The 20,343-nt window shown below is 71.7% G+C and carries 22 protein-coding genes and 1 pseudogene; 10 read left to right on the plus strand and 13 right to left on the minus strand.

Annotated elements, in window-relative coordinates; genetic code table 11:
- The first annotated feature begins 299 nt into the window (after positions 1 to 299).
- The 3 genes from ACFVS9_RS22740 to ACFVS9_RS22750 are packed head-to-tail and all read left to right on the plus strand — an operon-like array spanning position 300 to position 3,013.
- Complete coding sequence (locus ACFVS9_RS22740) at positions 300 to 1,259, plus strand: ABC transporter substrate-binding protein (RefSeq protein ID WP_383114356.1); 960 nt, start codon at positions 300 to 302, stop codon at positions 1,257 to 1,259.
- Positions 1,260 to 1,286: 27 nt separating this feature from the next.
- A complete protein-coding gene (locus tag ACFVS9_RS22745; protein ID WP_383114357.1) occupies positions 1,287 to 2,255 on the plus strand; it encodes an amino acid ABC transporter permease in 969 nt (322 codons plus the stop codon).
- A 5-nt stretch (positions 2,256 to 2,260) separates the two neighbouring features.
- Positions 2,261 to 3,013, plus strand: coding sequence for an amino acid ABC transporter ATP-binding protein (locus tag ACFVS9_RS22750; RefSeq protein WP_383114387.1), 753 nt, complete (start codon positions 2,261 to 2,263; stop codon positions 3,011 to 3,013).
- Between the two features lie 103 nt (positions 3,014 to 3,116).
- Here ACFVS9_RS22750 and ACFVS9_RS22755 read toward each other — a convergent pair whose 3' ends face one another.
- Positions 3,117 to 3,896, minus strand: coding sequence for a class I SAM-dependent methyltransferase (locus ACFVS9_RS22755; RefSeq protein ID WP_389934882.1), 780 nt, complete (start codon positions 3,894 to 3,896; stop codon positions 3,117 to 3,119).
- Between the two features lie 78 nt (positions 3,897 to 3,974).
- Between ACFVS9_RS22755 and ACFVS9_RS22760 the strand changes: the two genes are divergently transcribed.
- Positions 3,975 to 4,604, plus strand: coding sequence for a CGNR zinc finger domain-containing protein (locus tag ACFVS9_RS22760; RefSeq protein WP_383114359.1), 630 nt, complete (start codon positions 3,975 to 3,977; stop codon positions 4,602 to 4,604).
- Here the strand turns inward: ACFVS9_RS22760 and sodX are convergent.
- Complete coding sequence (gene sodX / locus ACFVS9_RS22765; protein WP_383114360.1) at positions 4,508 to 4,945, minus strand: nickel-type superoxide dismutase maturation protease; 438 nt, start codon at positions 4,943 to 4,945, stop codon at positions 4,508 to 4,510. The genes ACFVS9_RS22760 and sodX overlap by 97 nt on opposite strands.
- Positions 4,946 to 5,125: 180 nt before the next feature.
- Between sodX and sodN the strand changes: the two genes are divergently transcribed.
- Positions 5,126 to 5,521 (plus strand): superoxide dismutase, Ni, encoded by a 396-nt coding sequence (gene sodN, locus ACFVS9_RS22770; protein ID WP_014154121.1) that lies wholly within the window; start codon positions 5,126 to 5,128, stop codon positions 5,519 to 5,521.
- A 7-nt stretch (positions 5,522 to 5,528) separates the two neighbouring features.
- Here the strand turns inward: sodN and ACFVS9_RS22775 are convergent.
- Positions 5,529 to 6,342 (minus strand): annotated as a pseudogene (locus tag ACFVS9_RS22775) (tyrosine-type recombinase/integrase); the annotation flags it as partial.
- Between the two features lie 184 nt (positions 6,343 to 6,526).
- Here ACFVS9_RS22775 and ACFVS9_RS22780 point away from each other — a divergent pair.
- The gene (locus ACFVS9_RS22780; protein WP_389934887.1) at positions 6,527 to 7,030 is read left to right on the plus strand and encodes a DUF2716 domain-containing protein; all 504 of its coding nucleotides are present in this window, start codon (positions 6,527 to 6,529) and stop codon (positions 7,028 to 7,030) included.
- 374 nt (positions 7,031 to 7,404) lie between these two features.
- Here ACFVS9_RS22780 and ACFVS9_RS22785 read toward each other — a convergent pair whose 3' ends face one another.
- The 5 genes from ACFVS9_RS22785 to ACFVS9_RS22805 all read right to left on the minus strand — a co-directional run bounded on the left by ACFVS9_RS22785 (position 7,405) and on the right by ACFVS9_RS22805 (position 10,672).
- Positions 7,405 to 7,614 carry a hypothetical protein gene (locus ACFVS9_RS22785; protein WP_389934889.1) on the minus strand — a complete coding sequence of 70 codons (210 nt, stop codon included), beginning with the start codon at positions 7,612 to 7,614 and terminating at the stop codon, positions 7,405 to 7,407.
- Between the two features lie 86 nt (positions 7,615 to 7,700).
- Positions 7,701 to 7,949: an alpha/beta fold hydrolase gene (locus ACFVS9_RS22790; protein WP_389934892.1), complete on the minus strand. Its 249-nt coding sequence runs from the start codon at positions 7,947 to 7,949 to the stop codon at positions 7,701 to 7,703.
- 203 nt (positions 7,950 to 8,152) lie between these two features.
- Positions 8,153 to 9,034 (minus strand): SDR family oxidoreductase, encoded by an 882-nt coding sequence (locus ACFVS9_RS22795; protein WP_389934895.1) that lies wholly within the window; start codon positions 9,032 to 9,034, stop codon positions 8,153 to 8,155.
- Entirely contained in the window at positions 9,031 to 9,414 is a 384-nt protein-coding gene (locus tag ACFVS9_RS22800) for a DUF952 domain-containing protein (RefSeq protein WP_389934898.1), read from the minus strand. The genes ACFVS9_RS22795 and ACFVS9_RS22800 overlap by 4 nt, the downstream gene beginning before the upstream one ends.
- Positions 9,415 to 9,718: 304 nt before the next feature.
- Positions 9,719 to 10,672, minus strand: a complete 954-nt coding sequence (locus ACFVS9_RS22805) for a LysR substrate-binding domain-containing protein (RefSeq protein WP_389934901.1) — start codon at positions 10,670 to 10,672, stop codon at positions 9,719 to 9,721.
- 250 nt (positions 10,673 to 10,922) lie between these two features.
- Here ACFVS9_RS22805 and snpA point away from each other — a divergent pair, with 250 nt between their 5' ends.
- Positions 10,923 to 11,600 (plus strand): snapalysin, encoded by a 678-nt coding sequence (snpA, locus tag ACFVS9_RS22810; RefSeq protein WP_389934904.1) that lies wholly within the window; start codon positions 10,923 to 10,925, stop codon positions 11,598 to 11,600.
- A gap of 83 nt (positions 11,601 to 11,683) precedes the next feature.
- Here snpA and ACFVS9_RS22815 read toward each other — a convergent pair whose 3' ends face one another.
- The 4 genes from ACFVS9_RS22815 to ACFVS9_RS22830 all read right to left on the minus strand — a co-directional run bounded on the left by ACFVS9_RS22815 (position 11,684) and on the right by ACFVS9_RS22830 (position 15,664).
- On the minus strand, positions 11,684 to 12,352 hold the full coding sequence (locus tag ACFVS9_RS22815; RefSeq protein WP_383114371.1) for a DUF6304 family protein: 669 nt from the start codon (positions 12,350 to 12,352) through the stop codon (positions 11,684 to 11,686).
- A gap of 77 nt (positions 12,353 to 12,429) precedes the next feature.
- Positions 12,430 to 13,026, minus strand: coding sequence for a GNAT family N-acetyltransferase (locus tag ACFVS9_RS22820; protein ID WP_383114372.1), 597 nt, complete (start codon positions 13,024 to 13,026; stop codon positions 12,430 to 12,432).
- Between the two features lie 90 nt (positions 13,027 to 13,116).
- Complete coding sequence (locus tag ACFVS9_RS22825) at positions 13,117 to 14,160, minus strand: family 2 encapsulin nanocompartment cargo protein polyprenyl transferase (protein WP_383114373.1); 1,044 nt, start codon at positions 14,158 to 14,160, stop codon at positions 13,117 to 13,119.
- A gap of 97 nt (positions 14,161 to 14,257) precedes the next feature.
- On the minus strand, positions 14,258 to 15,664 hold the full coding sequence (locus ACFVS9_RS22830) for a family 2B encapsulin nanocompartment shell protein (protein ID WP_383114374.1): 1,407 nt from the start codon (positions 15,662 to 15,664) through the stop codon (positions 14,258 to 14,260).
- Between the two features lie 295 nt (positions 15,665 to 15,959).
- On the opposite strand from ACFVS9_RS22830, the gene ACFVS9_RS22835 reads away from it, so the two are divergent.
- Positions 15,960 to 16,970, plus strand: a complete 1,011-nt coding sequence (locus ACFVS9_RS22835) for a questin oxidase family protein (protein WP_389934910.1) — start codon at positions 15,960 to 15,962, stop codon at positions 16,968 to 16,970.
- 16 nt (positions 16,971 to 16,986) lie between these two features.
- Here the strand turns inward: ACFVS9_RS22835 and ACFVS9_RS22840 are convergent, their stop codons facing one another.
- On the minus strand, positions 16,987 to 18,375 hold the full coding sequence (locus ACFVS9_RS22840; protein WP_389934913.1) for an FAD-binding oxidoreductase: 1,389 nt from the start codon (positions 18,373 to 18,375) through the stop codon (positions 16,987 to 16,989).
- A 137-nt stretch (positions 18,376 to 18,512) separates the two neighbouring features.
- Here ACFVS9_RS22840 and ACFVS9_RS22845 point away from each other — a divergent pair, with 137 nt between their 5' ends.
- Together ACFVS9_RS22845 and ACFVS9_RS22850 are read left to right on the plus strand one after the other, a co-directional pair.
- Positions 18,513 to 18,965: an RrF2 family transcriptional regulator gene (locus ACFVS9_RS22845; RefSeq protein WP_383114377.1), complete on the plus strand. Its 453-nt coding sequence runs from the start codon at positions 18,513 to 18,515 to the stop codon at positions 18,963 to 18,965.
- 132 nt (positions 18,966 to 19,097) lie between these two features.
- Entirely contained in the window at positions 19,098 to 20,303 is a 1,206-nt protein-coding gene (locus ACFVS9_RS22850; RefSeq protein WP_389934916.1) for a globin domain-containing protein, read from the plus strand.
- Positions 20,304 to 20,343 lie beyond the last annotated feature (40 nt).

Consider the following 20,343-nt stretch of genomic DNA (forward strand, 5'->3'; position numbering starts at 1 on the left):
GGTGACATGACTCATAGCTGAATATCTGGACAAGTCCACTAAGAGCTACGAAGGCCGTCCGTAGGACGAGACGCACCGGAGATTCTCCGGAACACCGCGCGCTTTCCAGCAGATGGTCCGGCCTTGCGGCACCGGCCGGTTGAGGTTCGGGGGTCGCCCGTTACCCGATTTTGACATGACCGGCCCCCTGATCGGGTGAGTCCGAATGGCAAGATGCCCTAATCACACGAGGTGGCGACACTCGAAGGTGCGTGCGTGCCCACCTGACCAGCATTCCCTCACCGCCGGAGGATCCGATCATGACCGCAAGCACCCTCTGTCGCACGACCGCGAAGTCCCGGACGGCCGCGGTCTGCGCGGTCGCGGTCGCCGGCGCCCTGCTGCTGACCGCCTGCGGCGACCAGACCGACAGCGGTTCCACGAAGGCCGGTGACGGCACGGGCGGGAACAGCGCCCCGCTGTTCGACAAGCTTCCGGAGAAGTACCAGAAGTCCGGCGTCATCAAGGTCGGCACGAACGCCGAGTACGCCCCGATGGAGTCCGTCGAGAACGGCGAGATCGTCGGTGTCGACCCCGACCTCGCGGCGGCCATCGGCAAGCAGCTGGGTGTGAGGTTCGAGTTCACCTCGGGCTCCTTCGACGGTCTGATCACCGCGCTCAACACCGGCCGCCACGACATAGCGATGTCGTCCATCACGGACAACAAGCAGCGCCAGGAGGGCCTGGACGACAGCGGCAAGAAGCTGGGCAAGGGCGTCGACTTCGTCGACTACTTCCTGGCCGGCACCGCCGTCTACACCAAGAAGGGCAACCCCGAGGGCATCAAGTCCATCGAGGACCTGTGCGGCAAGGGCGCGGCGGTCCAGCGCGGCACCACGTACGAGAAGGCCCTGCAGAAGCAGTCGAAGGCCTGCACGGACGGCGGCCGGAAGGCCGTCGACATCCAGTCCTTCGAGAACGACACCGAGGCCCAGACCCGCGTGAAGTCGGGCGGCGCCGTCGCCGGTGTCAACGACTACCCGGTCGCCCTCGACCTGGCCCGCAAGGCCAACGGCGGCAAGGACTTCGAGGTCGTCGGCGAGCAGGTCGACGCCGGCCCCTTCGGTATCGCCGTGAACAAGGACAACACCGAGCTGCGTGACGCCCTCAGGGAGGCCGTGGACGCGATCATCGCCGACGGTTCGTACCAGAAGGTCCTCGACAAGTGGGGTGCCGGAACCGGCGCGATCGACAAGGCCGCCGTCAACGGCGGCAAGTGACCGGCGCACCACCGAAGGGCGGTCACCGTGACTGACAAGTTCGACAAGGCGCCCGGCGGCCCGTCGGTCGTCGACGTACCCGTCCCCGAGGCCTCCTCCTTCGCGCCGGAGAGCATCAAGGCCATCCCCGTGCGGCACGTCGGCCGCTGGGTCAGCGGCGTGGTCGTGATCGCGCTCCTGGCGGCGCTGGTCTACGCCTTCTCCCAGGGCAACATCCAGTGGCAGGCCGTCCAGGACAAGCTGTTCGACGACACCGTCCTGGCGGGGGCGGGCCGCACGCTGATGATCAGTGTGCTGGCCATGGCCCTCGGCGTGGTCCTGGGTGTGGTGCTCGCCGTCATGCGGCTCTCCAGGAACCCGGTGACCAGCTGGGTCGCCTGGCTGTACATCTGGTTCTTCCGCGGCACCCCGGTCTACGTGCAGCTGCTGCTCTGGTTCAACCTGGCCCTGATCTTCCCGATCCTCAACATCCCGTTCATCTACAAGGACGAGATGACCGACGTGATGACGCCGTTCATGTGCGCCCTGCTGGGGCTCGCCCTCAACGAGGCGGCGTACATGGCGGAGATCGTCCGCGCGGGCATCCAGTCGGTGGACGAGGGCCAGACCGAGGCCTCGCACGCGCTCGGCATGACGCAGGCGAAGACGATGCGCCGGGTGGTGCTCCCCCAGGCGCTGCGCGTGATCATCCCGCCGACCGGCAACGAGTTCATCAACATGCTGAAGACCTCGTCGCTGGTCTACGCGGTCACGTACAACGAACTGCTGCGCTCCACGTCGCAGATCGGCTCGACCTCGTACGCGGTGATGGAGATGCTCTTCGTGGCCTCCATCTGGTACATCGTGATGACCAGTGTGTTCAGCGTGGGCCAGTACTACCTGGAGCGCCGCTACGCCCGGGGCACCCTGCGCAGCCTGCCGCTCACCCCGTGGCAGCGGGTCAGGGCCGGCCTCGCCTCCTTCAGCAACCGTCCCTCGGGGGGTGTCTCCGCATGACCGCCATGGTGAAGGCCGAGGGCGTCCACAAGTCCTTCGGCCCCGCGCACATCCTGAAGGGCATCGACCTGGAGGTCGCCCCGCGTGAGGTGTTCTGCCTGATCGGCCCGTCCGGTTCCGGCAAGTCGACGTTCCTGCGGTGCATCAACCATCTGGAGCAGATCAACGCCGGACGCCTGTACGTCGACGGCGACCTGGTCGGCTACCGGCAGAAGGGCGGCAAGCTCTACGAACTCAGGGACAGCGAGGTCGCCCTCCAGCGCCGGGGCATCGGCATGGTCTTCCAGCGCTTCAACCTGTTCCCGCACATGACGGCCCTGGAGAACGTCATGGAGGCCCCGATCCAGGTCAAGGGCGAGGCGAAGGCCGTCGCCCGGGCCCGCGCGGAACGGCTGCTGGACCGGGTGGGCCTGTCCGACAAGGCGAAGAACTACCCGTCGCAGCTCTCCGGCGGTCAGCAGCAGCGGGTGGCCATCGCCCGCGCCCTGGCCATGGAGCCGAAACTGATGCTCTTCGACGAGCCGACGTCGGCCCTCGACCCCGAGCTGGTCGGTGACGTCCTGGACGTCATGCGCGGCCTCGCGGAGGACGGCATGACCATGATCGTCGTCACCCACGAGATGGGCTTCGCCCGCGAGGTCGGGGACGCGCTGGTCTTCATGGACGACGGTGTCGTGGTCGAGTCCGGTCACCCGCGCGACGTCCTGACGAACCCGCAGCACGACCGGACGAAGTCCTTCCTCTCGAAGGTGCTGTAACACCGTCAGGGACGGCGGGGAGGGCGGTACGGAACTGATCCGTACCGCCCTCCCCGCCGTTCCGCGCCTCGGCCGCGGCCGCCCCGGGCCTCCGTGCCCCGCCCTACTTCACGGCGAGGACCATGCTGTCCGACGGCGAGGCCCAGACGGCGCGCGCCTCCGCGAAACCGGCCTCGCGCAGGGTGCGGGCGTGCCAGTGGACGGACGGCATGTCCCCGTCCGCGTGCTCGCCGTAGATGGCGAACCGCTCCGCCGTGGGCGCGGCGAGGACCGGGTTTTTCGCCGCGAGGTCCCACCACTGCGCCCAGTCCAGAGCCCCGGCGGCACGGGCCCGGTCCATGGCCGCGTGCCGCAGGGCGCGTTCGGCGGCGTTGATGCGGGGGGTGTCGGTGTCGATCATGTGGTCCGCGTTCATGAAGACCCCGCCGTCCCTCACGATCCCGCCGATCTGCCCGTACAGCGTGGTGAGCGGCTCGCTGTGCAGCCAGTGCAGGGCGGTCGCCGTGAGCACGGCGTCGTACGAGCGGTGCGGAAGCCGCCCGGTCCAGCCCGCGTCCTTCAGGTCGGCGGTCACGAAGGTGACCCGGTCGTCGCCCTCGAAGGTGCCGCGGGCGATGGCGAGCAGCGCGGGGTCGAGGTCCACGCCGGTACTGGTCGCGCGGGGGAACCGCCGGAGGAGGCGGTCCGTGATACTGCCCGTACCGCACGCCAGGTCCAGCACACTCGGTTCGGGCCCCACGACGGCCTCGACCATGTCCAGCATCACCCGGAACCGCTCCTCGCGGTCCGGCATGTACCACTCCTGCTGCCGGTCCCAGCTCTGCTGCCAGGACTGCCAGTCGGTGCCCGTCGCCGTCACTCGAACCTCCACCAGTACACGCATTCGTAAGACCCATTGAGCACGACCACCCATTACACTGGTCGGCACATCGACCATAGACCCACGCCGTAAGGACTACAAGTGGAATTGGCCTATTACTCGGATTACGCCGTGCGTCTGGTCAACACCGAGGAGCCGGCCCGCGGCAAGGACTCCCTCACCACGGTCGAGTCCGTCCGTGAGCTGTTCGGTGCCAACGCGCAGGCGGCCCGGCGTGCGGCCGACGCGGACGTGACGCGCTTCCGGTCGGTGCGGGCGCGGCTGCGCGCGGTCTTCGAGGCGGCCGACGACGGCGACGAGACCCTCGCGGTCGACCTGCTGAACTCGCTCCTGCTGGAGTTCCCCGTGAGCCCGCAGATCTCCGGCCACGACACCCGGGACGAGGACGGCAAGCCGGACTGGCACATGCACCTCGCGGACCACCCGTCCAACGCGACGGCGGGCTTCGCCGCGATCGCGGCGATGGGCCTCGCCTTCCACCTCACCTCGCACGGCGTGGACCGGCTCGGCCTGTGCGAGGCGGCGCCGTGCCGCAACGCCTACCTCGACACCTCGACCAACCGCTCACGGCGCTACTGCTCGGACCGCTGCGCGACCCGGGCCAACGTGGCGGCCTACCGGGCCCGCAAGCGCCTGGAGTCGGAACGCTCCGACGAGACGCGGCGCACCGCGGACACCGCCCAGCCCAGCAGCGCGAACACCGAGCGCTGATCCTTCTTCAGCGGCCGGTAGCGGGCCCGTACGCGGGCCAGCACGAGCTCTTCGGGCACCGTCCCGTAGTCCGTGCTGTCCCCGCCCGCGTAGCTGTTGTCGCCCAGCACCCACCATCCGCCGCCGCGACGTTCGGCGGCCCGCTTCACGACGAGCAGGTCCTGCTGCAGGGGATGACGCAGGATCACCACGTCCCCCGGGCGCACCGGCGCCCCGCGCTGCACGAGCAGCAGATCCCCGTGGTAGAGCGTGGGCACCATCGAAGGCCCCGTCACCTCCACCACCTGGAACGGCTTACGCGCCGCCCTCCCGCTCCACGGCTCCTGTGCCGGTTCCGGCATCTGTGGCACCTCCCGGTCCATCCTCCGGTACACGGCTGCGCGCACCACTCCGTATTTTCGGCCACCGGTCCGATCCTCACCCCGGACTTTTGGCCTAAGCCCCAGGGGGCAGCCGCAAAAAGGGGCCTCCCACGGAGTAATGTCCCACCTGAGAAGACGATCACGAGGAAGGACAGCTCCATGCTTTCCCGCCTGTTTGCCCCCAAGGTGAAGGTCAGCGCCCACTGCGACCTGCCCTGCGGCGTGTACGACCCGGCCCAGGCCCGCATCGAGGCGGAGTCCGTCAAGGCCGTCCAGGAGAAGTACCAGGCCAATGAGGACGCGGACTTCCGCACCCGCGCCGTTCTGATCAAGGAACAGCGTGCCGAGCTCGCGAAGCACCACGTCTCGGTGCTCTGGAGCGACTACTTCAAGCCCCCGCACTTCGAGAAGTACCCGGAGCTGCACCAGCTGGTCAACGACACCCTGAAGGCGCTCTCCGCGGCCAAGGGCTCGAACGACCCGGCCACGGGCCAGAAGGCTCTGGACCTGATCGCCCAGATCGACACGATCTTCTGGGAGACCAAGAAGGCCTGATCTATGGCTAGGCCGTCTGACCTGCGATTACGCGGGTCGCATCGCCTACCTGTCCGCACCCGGTCCGCAGGCCGCCGAGCATGGCGTCCGTGACGGCCCGGGTGCGGTCTTCTTCGCCCGGCCACAGGTGCGCGTAGATCCGCAGCGTGATGACGGCGGACGCGTGGCCGAGAACCAGCTGCACCTGCATCACGCTCGCACCGCCGGCGATGAGCGCGGACGCGTAGAAGTGCCGCAGGTCGTGCGTGACCAGGTGCGGGCAGCTCGACGGGCTTGCGGCCCTCATGCTCGGCCGCCTCGTTCTCCGCCGCCTGGAGCACCTTGCGAGCCCCGTTCCACTCGGTCTTCCATCGCCGATAGTTGAGCGGCTCCCCCCTCCTCCGTGGCGAACAGCCCCACTCCCTGGACGGACGAGCGGCAAGATGCGCGAGGAGCGCGTCGGTGACGATCTCCCCGACCGGAACCGTGCGCCGGGACTTGACGGTCTTCGGCGGGCCGACCTTCCCCGACTGGGGCCGCTGCCGCTCCACGCGAATGCTGCCAGCCTTGAAGTCGATGTCCGACACCCTCAGGCCCAGAAACTCACCTATGCGCAAGCCTGACCCGGCGAGCACAACGACGGCCGCGCGGATGTAGGGCGGCATCACGCGCGCCATCGCCTCGGCCTGGGCGACGGTGGGCGGAGTGGCCTCCTCGTCCGGCATGACCGGAAAGGTGATCCGGCGGCACGGGCTGGAGGCGATGACCTTGTCGTCCACGGCCGCCGTCATGACGCGCACGAGGACGTCGTGGACGTTCCGGACACTGCCCGGACCGAGCTGGAAGGGACCTTCTGAGGCGAAGGCGTGGTCCAGGGCATCGAGAGCCGTCATGAGCTGCCCATGACAAGACATGAAGACCTGCCGGGGGACTCCGTCCGGGCGACCGGCGAAGATCGCGGGCTATCAGGCCATCCCTCACCTCTCACGGGCAACTCGGTAGGGTCGGGCCATGATGGAGAGTCCCGTGGTCGAGCTGCTTGAGACCGAGTACCGGCGCGTTTGGGACCGCTTCTACGACGAGTTCACGTTCCGGCCGAGTACGAGTTCTCTCAAGTGGCCAGCCATCAAGGAGCCCGTCGCATCGGTTACCTGGAGCCTTGCCGCGCTTGACGACGACCCTGAATACGAGCGGTTGGACCGCTTGGTCGAGGTGGTCGAGCAGGGGCTGAAGTCCTGCATGGGCCCGAGCGGAACACTGCTCGCGCTCGACTGGCAGCACACGTCGTATCGCTTCGCACCGCTGGGCGTCGGCGGCCCGAGGCAGCCGGCCTGGCCATTGAGCCCGTACCCCGATGGGGATTACTACATCTACCTTTCGGAAGACTTCCGGACGGGCAGTTTTGGGCACCCCTGGGAACAGTCACTCTGTCTGTTCGGTCAGGAATTCCTCGACGCCGCATCCGCGGAGGTGGAGAAGCTTCTCGGACAGCCGATCCGTAGGTCAGGCAGGGCAGTCGGCACCGCCTGAGTCGGGTCCCGACTTCCCAGGCACCCAGAGAGTCAGACCTCACAGCGCATCCTGATGCCCTCGCTACTCGTGGCGGCGAGGGCATCAGTCGTCACACGACGTGAGCCGCGGGTAACTGCGAGACCCAGTTCGTCACCTCGGTCAGATGCTCGGGTTGCAGACCGAGATGTGGGTCGGGCTGAACGAGGAGGGCTCGTCGCGCCCGCCCGGCGCCTCCCCCGCCGCCCGGACATCTGCGTCTCCACAAGCTGTCGGTGCCCTCGCCGACGTCAGCCTCCCGGGCCCGGATCGCAGGGGCCACCCCGAACGAACGCGGACCTCGCCGGTCGGGTCGCCCCCGTCCGCACCCGGTCCGCCGACGTCCGGGCGCGGTGTCAGCCGAGCAGGACGCATACCGGCCGCTCCGGCTCGGAGAACAGGGGCCGGTGGCCGGTGTCCAGCTCGGCGTACCGCCGGCTCTCGGCGGTCAGCAGTGCCGCGACCTCCTCGGACGGTTCCGGGCCGTCCAGCAGGCACGTGACGTAGGTCGCGGGAAGTCCGGCCACCGGGCGGGCCAGGAGCGCCGGTTCCGTGAGGGAGGCCACCGGGCGCGGTGTCGAACCGGCGACGATCCATGCGCTCCGTGCGGTCCGGTCGTCGGTCGGTCCGTGGCCCGCGTGGTCCCCCGCGGTCAGGGGGTGCCCGGAAGCCGCCGTTCTCCCCGAGCGCCGACGCGAACGCCTCGCGCCCCCTGCAACCGGCCGTCCACGGGGACGTCGGAGTCGGCGAGGACCACACGGGTCGGCCGGTCGCCGATCCGCTCGGCCGCCTGTCCCACGGGGATGCCCGAGTAGCCGTGCCCGACGAGGACGACATCGCGCGGGTCCAGGCGCGTCACCTCGTCGACGACGTCCTGGGCGTGGGTCCGCTGCCCCGCCACGAAGGCCGTTCTTCTCGCCGAGGCCGGAGAGGGTGAGGGGGTGAGGGGGTGGGCGCTTGACCGGCCGCACGGAGGTGGGGGACGACGTCGTCCCCCACCCACGCCCCGAGCCACTCGCCCGCCACCAGTACGTAGTTCGTCGTACCGCCGACGTGGCCCGGGGTGTGGCAACCCCCCTCCCGCCCGGCCGCCGTGACCGGAGGTCAGGAGCCGGGCAGCAGGTGGCGGTAGCTCTCCGGGTTCTCCTGGAGGTAGACGGCCAGGCTCCGGGCGGGCCGGCCCGTGAGCCGGGGTACGGCGTCCGAGACCGTCTCCAGCTCGCCGGCCGCGATGGCCTGGTACGACGTCACCCAGCCGGCCACCTCCCAGTCCTCGGCGCCGTACGAGGCACGGGAGGCGTACGCCTCCTCCTCGGTCTCCGGGACGTACCGGACCCGGCGTCCCGTGCACCGGCTCAGCTCGTCCGCCGCCTCCGCCAGGGTGAACGCCTCGGGGCCCGTGAGGTCGTACGTCGCACCGTCGTGGCCGGTCCCCTCGTCCAGCAGGACGGCCGACGCCGAGTCCGCGATGTCCTCGTGCGAGACGGCCGAAACCCGCCCCTCCCCGCCGGGGCCCCGCAGGACTCCGTCGGGTGCCGTCATCGCGGGGATCCCCGCGAGGTACCAGCTGTCCCGCAGGAAGGTGTGGCGCACGCCCGTCATCCGCAGGTGCGCCTCGGTGTGCCAGTGGTCGCGGGCGAACGTGAACGTCGCGTCCGGGGCCGCGCCGAGGAACGACACGTACACGATGCGCTCGACGCCCGCGGCGAGGGCCGCGTCCACCGCCGTGGTGTGCTCCAGCACCCGGCCGGAGCTCTCGTGCGCCGAGACGAGGAACAGGGTGTGCGCGCCGTCGAGTGCGCGGCGCATGGCCTCGCCGTCACCGTAGGCGGCCGGGGGCGCGGCGGCGGTGCCGGGCAGCCGGGGCAGCCGTGAGGGGTCCCGGCCGAGGAGCCGGACGGGGACGCCGGTCCGGGCCAGCCGCGCGGCCACCCGTCCGCCGACCGCGCCGCTCGCACCGGTCACCGCGATGAGGGGGCTGATCACCGGGCCTCGCCCTCCTCCGGTGCGGCGGTCCGCGCGGCACGGGCCGCCGGCCCGGTGTACGCGGCCAAGGGGCGCACCTCCACGACCGCGTCCACCGGCAGCGGTCCGTAGATGTGCGGGAACTCCTCGCCGCCGGGCTTCATCGCCTCGTGACGGACGGGCACGGTGAGACGGCCGGTGTCGATCACCAGGACCACCAGGTCCGCGTCGTCGGACCCGTACAACGCCTGTGCCACGGCGGGAAGCTGATGGGGCAGCGAGCAGTGGATGAACCCCTCCTCCCGCAGGGTGCGGCCACGGGTGGACATCTCGTACGTCCCCGCGGCGCGGGCGGCCTCCCACAGGGGCTCTTCGGCAAGGTGCAGCAGCTGTTCGGTCATCGGGCCACGCTAAGGGCTGCCGGGGGCGCGGAGGAGCTTCGCCCCGGTCCGCGCGTCGGGGCCGATGACCGGACGCCGTGAGGCCGTCCTCGCCCGTCGCCCGGTCACCGGTGGGTGTCCGTAGGGTGGTGGCCGTGGTGGAAGGCCGTGACCGCCCAACCCCGTTCCGGCGCCGCACCGGTGACCGCGCGTCCGGCGGATTCCGTGCCGCCCGCTGCCCGGGCGCCTCACGCGGTGACCGTGCCCGCGGGCGCGGTGGCGGGCAGGAGGACCTCGCCCCCGGCGGGACGGGGAACTCCGCGGCTCAGCACGTCTGCGCGAGGGGGCTGCGGTGGCGCAGCAGCCACCGGTGGTACTCCTCGGCCCGCCGTGCCGCGTCGCGGTAGGCCGCCTCCAGTTCGCCGTACACGGCGTCCATGTCCGCGCCCGGCCGTGAGACCAGCAGCAGCCGTACGGCCAGGGGGTCGCCGCGCAGGGGCCGGATCGCCATGTCGTCGCGGGGGCCCGAGGTGGGCTGGCAGGGGGCGACCGCCTCGCCGAGCACGACGAGGGAGGCCGCCGTGAGGTAGTCGCCGTGCAGGACGGGCGGATCGAGCCCCGCTGCGCCGAGGACGCGGCGCACCCCGTCCCATTCGCCGTCCACCGAGGGGTCGACCATCCACCGGTCACCCGCCAGGTCGTCCAGGTCCACCTCCGGCAGACCCGCCGCCGGATGGTCCCGCGCCAGGGAGATGAACTGCGGTTCACGGTCCAGGAGTACGCGCTGGACCAGGCCGTCCGGAACGGTGAGGGGGCAGCCCTCCACCTCGTGCACGAAGGCGACGTCGAGGCGTCCGGCCGCGACGGCCTCCAGCAGCGCCCGCGCCGAGACGTCCACCCGGAGCGAGATGTCGGTGCCGGGCAGCCTCCCCCGCAGTCCGCGCAGCCAGCCGCCGATGACCCGGCTCGCGGTGGACCCGATCCGCAGGCCCGGGCTGCCGGCCCGGGCGGCCTCGGCCTCCGCCATCGCGGCGCCGACCAGGGCCGACATCCCGTCCACGAGGGGGCGGGCGCGGCTGAGCACGGCGCGTCCCAGGAGCGTCGGGCGGCAGCCCGTCCTCCCGCGGCGGAACAGCTCCGCGCCCAGGCTCCTCTCGATCCGCTGGAGCTGGGTGGTCAGGGAGGGCTGGCTGACGCCCAGCCGCCGTGCGGCCTGGTGCAGGCTGCCCGTGTCGGCGATGGCGCAGAGCGCCCTGAGGTGTCTCACCTCGAGCTCCATGACGGCGAGGGTATGGGTGTTCGCATGTCGAGCACCAGATGCCCCAACCCCCACCAACCGGCCGATTCAGGGGTGTCGGGGCGACCGGACGTGCTGATTCCGTGCACGGGGGCCGGGGATAGGGCGGCGCTATCGCCGGTTGACATCATCCGCCGCGGGCCCGGCTGCCCCGACACTCTCTCCGTACCCCCACCCGTTCCCCGTCCGGCCTCCGGACGGGGTTCATCCGGACAGGTAGGAGACACCCCCCATGAGACACCCCAGGACAGCTGTCATGTCGGCCGTGGCCGGTCTCGGGCTCGGCCTCGCCGCCGTGCTCGGCACCGCCCCCGTGGTCGCGGCCGCCCCGGCGCCCGCCTCGACGGCCCCCGCGAGCACGGCGCAGGCCGGCTACGCCGCGTACGAGGGTTCGAGCGAGAACGCCGCCGCGAACAAGGCTTTCTTCGAGGCCGTCATGAAGTCGGTCGCCGAGAAGCGGGCCGCGAACCCGGGCGCGGCCGCGGTGACCGTGGTCTACAGCACCACCAACGCCCCGAGCTTCCGCAGCCAGATAGCGAGCAGCACCAGCATCTGGAACAGCTCGGTCAGCAACGTCAAGCTCCAGGAGGGGTCGAACGCCGACTTCGCCTACTACGAGGGCAACGACTCCCGGGGCTCGTACGCCAGCACCAACGGGCACGGCAGCGGCTACATCTTCCTCGACTACGCGCAGAACCGGCAGTACAACTCGACCCGGGTCACCGCCCACGAGACCGGGCACGTGCTGGGGCTCCCCGACCACTACACCGGGCCGTGCACCGAGCTGATGTCGGGCGGCGGTCCCGGCACCTCCTGCACGAACGCCTACCCCAACGCGACCGAGCGCTCGCGGGTGAACACCCTCTGGCAGAACGGGTTCGCGGCCGCCCTGGCCCGCGCCGCCTCCTGACGCCACCGCAGCACCGACACGGGGGCCGTTCCGCCGGTGCGGAGCGGCCCCTCGCGACGTGCGGGGCGGGGCCGGGCGGCGGCTCAGGCCAGTTCGAGCGGGAAGGCGCCCCGGTGGCCCGTGCCGGCGCCGTAGGCCGGGCGCGGTTCGAACTCCCGGCAGCTCCATATCTCCTGGACGAATCCGGTGCGCCGGTCCCAGAGGCCCGCGACACCGTCCCCGCCCGCCACGTCGCGGTAGGCGTCCTTCGCGCCGCGGAAGCAGGCGAGGCCGCCGGACAGACCGCGGACGGGGGCCGGGAAGTAGTCCGAGAAGGCGCAGGCGATGCACGTCTGCAGGCGGATGTCCGGTGGCAGGATGCGCTGGACCGTGGCCAGCGCGGCGGCGAAGTCGCCCTCGGCGCGGTTCGACTCGTACACCGCTCCGTCCAGGTGGAGGGCGAGGAACAGGTCGGGGTCGGCCCTGCGCAGGGACAGCAGGCAGCTGAGGGTGGCCTGGCGGACCGTGCCCGACGCCAGCACCGGGAGCGGGAGGTCCCACTCCAGGACGCAGTCGTCGAGCACGCCGTCCACCAGGTCGAACAGCCCGTCCGGGGCGGGTCCGTCGGCCGCGGGTCCCAGGCCGTCGAAGCTTCCGCCCTCGAAGTCCGTGCCCCGGACGCGGATACGGAGCTGCTGTCCGTCCGTGGTGAGAATGACGGCCTCGGAACCACGGCGGTCCCGGTACCAGCCTGCCCACGACTCATCTGTCATGAGCAGGGACTGTAGTCCGTGCCCCGGGCCCGCCCCGTGGCCCCCTCCCCTTCCGTGCCCGCGGGGGCGGTTTCCGCTCATCCGCCCCGGGGTTCACGCCACATGGGCCACATCGAGGGGCCCTCGGGAAGCTCGACCGTCCGTCCCGTGAAGGTGAACCCGAGCCGCTCGTAGAGTCCGCGGCTGCGTGCGCTGCTCGCCTCCAGGTAGGCGGGGGTCCCCTCCCGGTCGCACCGCTCCAGAACCCCCCTCATCAGCTCCTCGCCCAGCCCCTCCCCCTGGCGCTCCGGCGAGACGCCGATCATCAGCAGGTATTCGTGCGCCCGGTCGTGGGGGTGGACCGCGCCGGTCAGCCTCCCCACGAGTTCGGCCCGTTCGTTGCCGGGATCCGCGGTCTCCCTCATGAGCGCGGGGGTGTCGTCGGCCCCCTCCGGGACCCCTGCCGGCACGGACAGCCAGAGCGCCGTCGCCGTGCCGTCCTCCAGCAGGTCGATCCGGCCTCCCCGCAGGGTGATGTCGGCGAAGACGCCGAGGAACTTCCCGTGCACCGCACGCCGGTGCTCCTCGTCCGGGAAGACCCAGCTGCTCACGGGGTCGTGGTGGAACGCCTCCTCCAGGATCCGTACGACCTGATCCCTGTCCCGCTGGTCCGCCTGCCGTACGCGTACGCCCATGACCGGCCCCGCCCCTTCGTCCCGTGGTGATCCCGACCGAACGACGGAATCCTAGGGTCGGCGCGCGGAGCGGGCCACGGACGGGACGGTTCAGTGGGTTCTGCGGGTCACGAATTCGGCCAGGGCCAGCAGGTCCCCGGCGTCGCCCGGTTCGGGCACGGCACGGGACAGCTGGTGGACGGCCCGGGCCATCCGGTCCGCTGCCGCGGTCTGGGCCCAGTCGCGTCCGCCGGCCCGGTCGACCGCGTCCGCGGCCTTCCTCACCTCCACCCGGGTGTTCATGGAACCGTTGTAGAGCGCGGCGAGTTCGGCGGCGGCCGGGGTGCCCGAGGTGAGGGCCGCGACCACCGGCAGCGACTTCTTGTGGGCCGCCAGGTCCGCCCCGACCGGTTTGCCCGTACGGTCCGTGTCCCCCCAGATGCCGATCATGTCGTCGATGAGCTGGAAGGCGAGACCCGCTTCCCTCCCGAAGCCGTCCATGGCCCGGACGGAGCTCTCGTCGGCTCCCGCGTAGAGGGCGCCCATGGCGCAGGCACAGCCCAGCAGGGCGCCCGTCTTCGCCATCGCCATGGCGAGGCACTCGTCCAGGGTGACGTCCTCGGGGCCGCGGCCCTCCAGGGCGCAGTCGGCCTGCTGTCCGGCGCACAGCTCGACGACGCAGGTGGAGAGCCGCACCGCCGCGTGGGCGGACGCCGGGTGCGGGTCGTCCGACAGGAGGCGCAGGGCGAGGGAGAGCAGGGCGTCGCCGGTGATGACGGCGTCCGGCACACCGAACACCGCCCAGGCCGTGGGCCGGTGGCGCCGGGTGGTGTCCTCGTCGATGACGTCGTCGTGGAGCAGGCTGAAGTTGTGCGCGAGTTCCACGGCGACGGCCGCCCGCATCGCCGCGCCGGGGTCCCCTCCCAGCGCCTGGGCGGCGGCCAGGACGAGCGCCGGTCTGATGGCCTTGCCCGCCTGTCCGGAGGCGGGGGTGCCGTCGGCGTTCTGCCAGCCGAAGTGGTACATGGCGACCCTGCGGATCGCTCCGGGCAGCGTCCCCACGGCTGCCCGCAGATGCGGATCGACCGCGTCACGGGTGTGCTCCAGGAGCGCGGCGGCCTTGTGCCCCTCCGTCGCGGCATCCGTACTGGTCATGGTCACGGTCACTCCTTCCGGGTGCCACGGGGCACCTTGGTCGCGGCCTTGGCCTGCCGGGGCCCGGCCGCGTCGGCGGCCGGGCCCCGGGGGAGCGTCACCGCCAGCGGCTGACCTCGACGTTCTCCAGGACGCCGAGGGCGTCGGGCACGAGGACGGCGGCGGAGTAGTACGCCGTGACGAGGTAGGAGATGATCGCCTGCTCGTCGATGCCCATGAAGCGGACCGAGAGGCTCGGCTCGATCTCGTCCGGGATGCCGCTCTGCTGGAGCCCGATGACGCCCTGGTCCGCCTCACCGGTCCTCATGCAGATGATCGACGTGGTGCGGGCGTCCGTGACCGGGATCTTGTTGCACGGGAAGATCGGGACCCCGCGCCACGCGGGCACGTGCTGTCCGCCGACCTCGACGCTCTCCGGCACCAGGCCGCGCTTGTTGCACTCGCGGCCGAACGCGGCGATGGCCCGCGGATGCGCGAGGAAGAGCTTCGATCCGCGCCGTCGTGAGAGGAGTTCGTCCATGTCGTCGGGGCTGGGCGCCCCGTCGTGGGGCTGGAGCCGCTGCCCGTAGTCGCAGTTGTGGAGGAGTCCGAACTCCCGGTTGTTGACGAGCTCGTGCTCCTGGCGCTCACGCAGCGCCTCGACCGTGAGCCGCAACTGCTGCTCGGTCTGGTTCATCGGCTGGTTGTAGAGGTCGGCCACCCTGCTGTGGACCTTCAGCACGGTCTGGGCGACGCTCAGTTCGTACTCGCGGGGCGCCGACTCGTAGTCCACGAAGGTGTGTGGGACGACGGCCTCGCCCACATGCCCCGCCGAGAGGTCGATCGCCGCCTCGCCGTAGGGGTTGGTGCGCTGCTGCGGGATGGCGAGGAGCCCGGCGAGGTGGTCGCGGAGCGAGTCGGCGCGGGCGGCGAGGTTCAGCACGTCCGACCGGCTCAGGGTGAGCAGGGTGCAGGCGGTCACCGCGCGGGCCGTGTACTCCCAGGTCGCGTCGCCGTCGACCAGCACGCTGTCCCCGAAGTAGGAGCCGTCGGCGAGGACGCCCAGCACCGTCTCGTCGCCGTACGGCCCGGTCCCGATCTTCTCGATCTTGCCGTGTGCCAGCAGGTGGACGCGGTCCGCGGCCTCCCCCGACGCGACGAGCACCTCACCGGCCGCGACCTCGCGCTGCTCGCACCGGCGCGCCAGCTCGGCCAGGACCTCCTCGTCACCGAAGTCGCGCAGGGCGGGAAGCTCGCCCAGCTCGGCGGGGATGACCGATACCCGGTCACCGGTCTGGACGAAGGTCACCCTGCCGTCCCCGACCGAGTAGCTCAGCCGGCGGTTCACCCGGTACGTGCCGCCCTGCACCTGTACCCACGGCAGCATGCGCAGCAGCCACCGGGAGGTGATCTCCTGCATTTGCGGGGCGGACTTGGTCGTCGTCGCGAGGTTCCGCGCAGCCGCTGTGCCGAGACTCTGCTGCTGCGGCGGCTGCGTGTCGCGAACCTCTTCACCAACGGACATCCGACATCCTCTCGATCATGTGCTGGCCTGCGAGGAGCAGACTTGCAGCCGGAGGACACGGCACGCTATTACACAAAAGAGTGTGACTATTCGAGCTTGGGACGGGAACGTTGCCCGCACCAGGGCGTCCGCACACCGGGTGGACCGGTCGGAGTCGGAACACCGCGCGGGCCGGTCGGACCCAGGCACCGAGGGCGCAGGGCGACCGGGACCCCGGTCCTAGGACTTCGGCCCGCTCCACGCACGGGACTCCCGCCCGTTACGGCGCCGGGCACCGGCCCCTAGCGTTCTCGCCATGGATACGACAGGCAACCTGGACGAGGCGCTCCAGCGGCTGCACATCTCCGGCCCGGAGCGGCTCGGCAGGCTCACCAACCACGCGCCGATGGCCGTCGAGGCCCTCGCCGCCAACGGCCAGGCGGCGGCCGTGCACCGCTGGCTCGACCTGTACGCCGCCAAGCTGGAGGAGTTCCCGGCCGGCGTCGAGCCGGTCACGGAAGCCGACTGGCGCTCCGCACTGGGCGATCCGCGCCGCGCCGCCGACTGGATCGGCTACTTCGGCCGGGAGCTCGCGGAGCATCCGTGGCGCGAGGTGCTCACCCTGTGGTGGCCCCGTCTCCTGCCCGGCATGTACGGCGGATCGACCCACCCGGTCATCCGCGTGGGCCACGCCGTACGCACACTGCTGGCGGGCGAGGAGACCGGGCCTCGGCTGACCGAACTCGCCCACGGCCTCGGGTACTGGGCGGCCCGCCACCACCCGATGACGGAGCTGGTGCCCGTGCCCGGTGCCGACAGCGCCGCCGCAGCCCTCGACGCGGTGGCGCCCGTCGACGAACGGGAGGGCGGCTTCCCCGCCAGGCTCGGCCGGGTCAGGAGTCTGCCGGTGTGGGCCGCCGCGGTCACCGACCCGGCCGAGGCGCGGCGCCGGCTCACCGAGCTGGTCAGGGCGGCCACCCACCGGTACGCGACCCACGGCCATGGCGAGGAGACGATGCTGGTCCACGCGGCCACCGCCCCCAACGCCGTCCTGCGGGCCCTCCCCGCGCTCCCGGCGGCCCTCTGGGTGCCGAGCCTCCACGCCGCCTGGACGGCCTCGGCCGCGGTGACCGCCATGTACGCGCCGGACGCCCCGGTGGCCTACGTACCGCCGGGCCGGATCACGCCCGAGGAGGTCGTGGAGCGGGCCCTGGCGCACGGCGACGAGCACGTCATCAAGCTGGCCGACACGGCCGTGGACTTCGGCGACGAACGGGCCCTCGCAGCGGCCCTGCGGGCCATCGAGCTCAGCGAACCGCTGCGGTAGGGCCCGCCGGCGCAGCTCAGTGCGCCAGCGGTGCCCCCGACGTGACGACCTTGCCCGGGTTGAGGATGCCGTGCGGGTCCAGGGCCGCCTTGACCGCGCGCTGCATGGCGAGGTTGACGGGACCCACCTCGCGGTCCATGCCGCCCATCTTCAGCAGGCCCACGCCGTGTTCACCGGTGACCGTGCCCCCGAAGGAGATCGCCGCGTCGAGGATGTCCTCGAAGGCGAGCTGGGCACGGTCCCTGGCCGCGTCGTCGCCGGGTTCGGTGATGATCAGGGGGTGGAGGTTGCCGTCGCCCGCGTGGGCGATGTTGGCGATGAGGACGTCGTGTTCACCGGCGATCTCCTCGATCCGCGCCAGCATCTGCGGCACCCGGGACCGCGGCACGACCACGTCCTCGGTGAGGACCGGGCCCAGCCGTTCGAGGGCGGGGTAGGCGAGCCGCCGCGCCTGGAACAGCGCGTCCGCCTCCGCCTGGTCGGTGGAGACCTCGGCCCAGGCGGCGCCGGCGGCGGCGAAGCAGGCCCGTACGGTCTCCGCCTCGGCGTCGCCCGCGGCTCCCGGGGTGTCCACACGGCCGAGCAGGATCGCGTCCGCGTCCGACGACAGGCCCATGTTCTTCCACTCGTCGACGGCCTTCAGGCAGTGCCGGTCGAGGAGTTCCAGCGCCGAGGGCACGACGCCCGCGGCCGTCACCCGGCTCACCGCGTCGCCGGCCGCGACGACCGAGTCGAAGAAGCCCGCCACCGTGCGCTCCGCCGGCCGCGCACCGCGCAGCTTCACGGTGATCTCGGTGATCACGCCGAGCGTGCCCTCGGAACCCACGAAGAGCCCGCACAGGTCGTACCCGGCGACGCCCTTCGCAGTCTGCCGGCCCACCCGCACGGTCTCGCCCAGGCCGTTGACGACCTCCAGTCCGAGCACGTAGTCGCGGGTCACGCCGTACTTGACGCAGCACATGCCGCCCGCGTTGGTGGCCGTGTTCCCGCCGATCGTGGACCAGGGCGAGCTCGCGGGGTCCGGCGGGTACCAGAGACCCTGCTCGGCGCAGGCGGCGCGCAGGTCGTCGTTGACGACGCCCGGCTGCACGACCGCCAGGCGCTCCACGGGGTCGATGCGCAGGATCCGGTTCATGTCCTCGAAGGAGAGGATCACGGCGCCGTCCACCGCGTTCGCCCCGCCGGACAGGCCCGTACCGGCACCGCGCGGGATCACCGGGATGCGGTGTTCGACGCAGTACGCGACGACGGCCCGCACCTCCTCGGTGTCCTGGGGCCGCACGACGGCGAGGGGCGTCCCCGCCGGGGCCCACTCCGCCTCGTCGTGCGCGTAACGGCCCAGGCTGTCCGGGTCGGTGATGACCTTGCCCGCCGGTATCCCGTCGGCTGCGTTCGGCTCCTGCACGGCCGATGACCACCTCTCTCGCCCACGCGCGCCCCGCGTCCTTCACGGGGCCGCACCCTCCATGATGACGCGCCCCCGCAGGCGGAGGCCGGGCACCCTATGTTGCATCTCGTATGCAACTTATCTACGCTGCCGCCATGCGGCTGACGCGATTCACCGATGTGGCGCTCCGGGTGCTCATGCGCCTCGCAGTCACGGAGCGGGACGAGGACCCGCCGACCACCCGCGAGGTGGCGGCCACCATGCGGGTGCCGTACACCCACGCGGCGAAGGTCGTCGCCCGCCTCCAGCACCTCGGCCTCGTCGACGCGCGGCGCGGCCGGGGCGGGGGCCTCTCCCTCACCGCCACCGGACGGGCCGCCTCGATCGGCGCCCTGGTCAGACAGCTGGAAGGGCCGGGCGAGGTCGTCGAGTGCGAGGGCGGCACCCCGTGCCCCCTGCGCTCCGCCTGCCGTCTCCGCTCCGCACTGCGCACGGCCGAGGAGGCCTTCTACGCCTCGCTCGACCCGCTCACGGTCGGCGACCTCACCTCCTCCCCCACCGGCCCGCTGCTGCTCGGGATCAGCCGCGGCCGCCCCGCGCCCGACTGATCCGCGCCCGGCCCCGCCCGCCACGCCCCACCGCGCACGGGGAGCGGATCACGCCGACCAAAAATACGCATCTCCCTTACCAATTAAGGGCCGCCACCGTGCGGCCCGCCCGTCGCACCGAGGAGTCAGCCGATGCTCAGCGAGACGTCGACCGCCACCGTCCGAGCCACCCTCCCCGCCGTGGGAGCGGCCGTCGGTGACATCGCGGACCTCTTCTACCGGAAGCTGTTCGACGCCCACCCGAAGCTGCTGCGCGACCTGTTCAACCGGGGCAACCAGGCGTCGGGCACCCAGCGTCAGGCGCTCGCCGGGTCGATCGCCGCCTTCGCCACCCAGCTCGTCGAACACCCGGACACCCGGCCCGACGTGATGCTGGGCCGCATCGCCAACAAACACGCCTCCCTGGGCGTCACCGCCCCGCAGTACGAGATCGTGCACACCCACCTCTTCGCTGCCATCGCCGAGGTGCTCGGCGACGCCGTCACCCCCGAGGCCGCGGCGGCCTGGGACGAGGTCTACTGGCTGATGGCCAACGCCCTGATCGCGATCGAGGAGCGGCTCTACGCGCAGCAGGGCGTGGCGGCGGGCGACGTGTGGCACGAGTGGACAGTGGACTCCCGCACCGAGGACACCCCGGACGTGGCCTCCTTCCGGATCTCCCCCGCAGACGGCGCACCGGCCCCCGCCTTCAGGGCGGGCCAGTACGTCTCCGTCCAGGTGGAACTCCCCGACGGCGCACGGCAGATACGCCAGTACAGCCTCACCGGGTCTCCGTCCTCCGCCCTGCGGTCCTTCTCCGTGAAGCGCGTACGGGGCGGGGACGGCCCGGAGGGCGAGGTCTCCACGCACCTGCACGCGCACCTGCGGGCGGGGGACCGGCTGCGCGTCTCGGCACCCTACGGCGACCTGGTGCTCGACGGCACCGACGCCCCGCTGCTCCTGGCCTCGGCGGGCATCGGCTGCACCCCGTTCCTGTCGATGCTGGAGCACCTGGCGGCACAGGGGCACACCTCACCGGTCACCGTGGTGCACGGCGACCGGTCGCCCGCAGCTCACGCGCTGCGCGCGGACCACCTGGCCCTCACCGGCAAGCTCGCCGACGCCACCGCCCACTTCTGGTACGGGACCCCGGAGCCCGGCCGGCCCGCCCACGGCACCCACCGCACCGGCCAGGTCGACCTGAGCGGCCTCACGGTCGCCCCGGGGACCCGCGCCTACCTGTGCGGACCGCTCCCCTTCATGCGCGCCGTGCGGACGCAGCTCCTGGGGAAGGGGGTCGCGGCGGCCGACATCCACTACGAGGTGTTCGGCCCCGACCTGTGGCTCGCCCAGGACTGAGAAACGGCCCTCCGGGATGCCCGCGGACTGTCCGGATCGA

Origin of the sequence: Streptomyces sp. NPDC058008 (assembly GCF_042886395.1) — a bacterium.
Lineage (GTDB): Bacteria > Actinomycetota > Actinomycetes > Streptomycetales > Streptomycetaceae > Streptomyces.